Source organism: Clavibacter sp. MX14-G9D (assembly GCF_032917815.1).
In the GTDB taxonomy this organism is placed as follows: domain Bacteria; phylum Actinomycetota; class Actinomycetes; order Actinomycetales; family Microbacteriaceae; genus Clavibacter; species Clavibacter michiganensis_K.
In genome coordinates, this window is sequence record NZ_JAVCVL010000344.1 from 1 (window position 1) to 1,684 (window position 1,684).

Below are 1,684 nucleotides of genomic sequence, written 5' to 3' on the forward strand. Positions count from 1 at the left end.
GGCCGTGGAGCGCGCGGCCGGGCGGCGGGGCGACGTCGGCTGAGCGCCCGCCGGCGAGCCGGGCGATGGGGGAGGCGGGCGACGGGGCGACGACCGCCTGGCCGTTCCCCGTCGGATCCCGCCCCGGCCCGGTCGTCCGGGCGCGGACCTGGCAGGGTCGAGGAGCGGGGATCCACCGGTCCGCGCAGATCCCCCGAGGAGCACCATGCCGCTGATCCGCTTCCTGTTCGTCGCCGTCCCCGTCATCCGCCGCTTCCTGCGCAGCCGGCAGGGCAAGGCCGCCATGGCCAAGGGCAAGGCGCAGCTCGCCAAGCGCTCGCAGAAGCGCGCCGCCCAGCGCGCCGCGGCGACCCGCCGCCGCTAGCGCACGCGGCTCCCGTCCGGTCCCGGAGGTCGCGCGCGCCCGCCCTGCCTCAGGTGCCGGGCGCGAGCAGCGCCGCGATCACCAGCAGCACCGGGATCGACGCGACCGTGGTGATGAGCACGGTGTCGCGGGCGAGCACCACGCCGCGGTCGTAGCGCGACGCGAAGTTGAAGATGTTCTGCGCCGTCGGCAGGCCCGCGATCACGGTCGCCGCGAACGTCTGCTCCGCGTCGAGGTGGAAGGCGAACCGCGCGAGCAGGAACGCCGCCAGCGGCATGACGACCGTCTTGATCGCCGAGGCGACCACGATCTCGCGGCGCCCCGATCCGGGCGCGAGCGGCTTCCGCCCCACGAGCGACATGCCGAACGCCATCAGCACGATGGGGATCGCGGCGCCGCCGATGAGGCGGAACGGCTCGTAGACCGCGTCCGGGATCTCGAGCCCGGTGATCGCGATGAGAATGCCGAGCATCGACGCGATGATCATGGGGTTCCGCAGCGGCTGGGTGAGGATCCCGACCACCGAGGCGGATCCGCGGCTGGAGATGTCGAGGATGGTGAGCGTCGTCGGCGCCAGCACCAGCAGCTGCAGGAGCAGCACGGGCGCGACGAGCTGGGCGTCGCCGAGCACGTAGATCGCGACCGGCAGGCCGATGTTGTTCGCGTTGACGTAGCTCGCGGACGCCGCGCCGATGGTGGTCTCCGCGACCGGCCGGTGGAACAGGATCCGCGCGATCACGAGGTACAGGAGCGCCGAGACCGCGACCGCGCTGGCCGACGCGAGCAGGAACGCGGAGAACACGACGTGCAGGTCGGCCTCCGCGAGGACGGTGAACAGCAGCGCGGGCGTCGCGACGAAGAACGCGACCCGGTTGAGCGAGTGCTGGGCACCCGGCCCGGCGATGCCGGAGCGGCCGACGGCGTAGCCCACGGCGATGATGAAGCCGATGATGGCGAACCCGGTCAGCACCCCGATCATCCGGTCTCCCCTCGCCCGCGTCCTGCCAGCCTACGGGCGGGCGGCCCGCTGCCGACGCCAGGGCGACGCCCCTGCCGTTCGGCGCGGGGACGGCATGCGGACACCGTCGCGTCATCCCGCCCGCCTAGCGTCGGCCGCGTCGCGCCCGCGACCCACCGTCCCCGCCGGGTCCCACCGGCGCCCTGCCTCCAGGACCACATGCGACTCCCCACCCCCCGCCGCCCGCACTCGCGCATCGTCCTCGCGCTCGCCCTCGCGAGCGCCGTCGGCGGATCCGTCCTGCCGGCGGTCCCCGCGTTCGGCGCGACGGCGTCCGCGGCCACCGCGTCCGCCGCGTCCGC

General features: G+C 74.8%; 2 protein-coding genes. One reads left to right on the forward strand and one right to left on the reverse strand.

The genetic code is table 11. From position 1 onward, the window contains the following. Positions 1 to 205: 205 nt before the first annotated feature. On the forward strand, positions 206 to 364 hold the full coding sequence (locus tag Q6969_RS15450; RefSeq protein WP_172407153.1) for a hypothetical protein: 159 nt from the start codon (positions 206 to 208) through the stop codon (positions 362 to 364). Positions 365 to 413: 49 nt separating this feature from the next. On the opposite strand, the gene Q6969_RS15455 is transcribed toward Q6969_RS15450, so the two are convergent. Further along, positions 414 to 1,343 (reverse strand): AEC family transporter, encoded by a 930-nt coding sequence (locus Q6969_RS15455; protein WP_094114950.1) that lies wholly within the window; start codon positions 1,341 to 1,343, stop codon positions 414 to 416. Positions 1,344 to 1,684 lie beyond the last annotated feature (341 nt).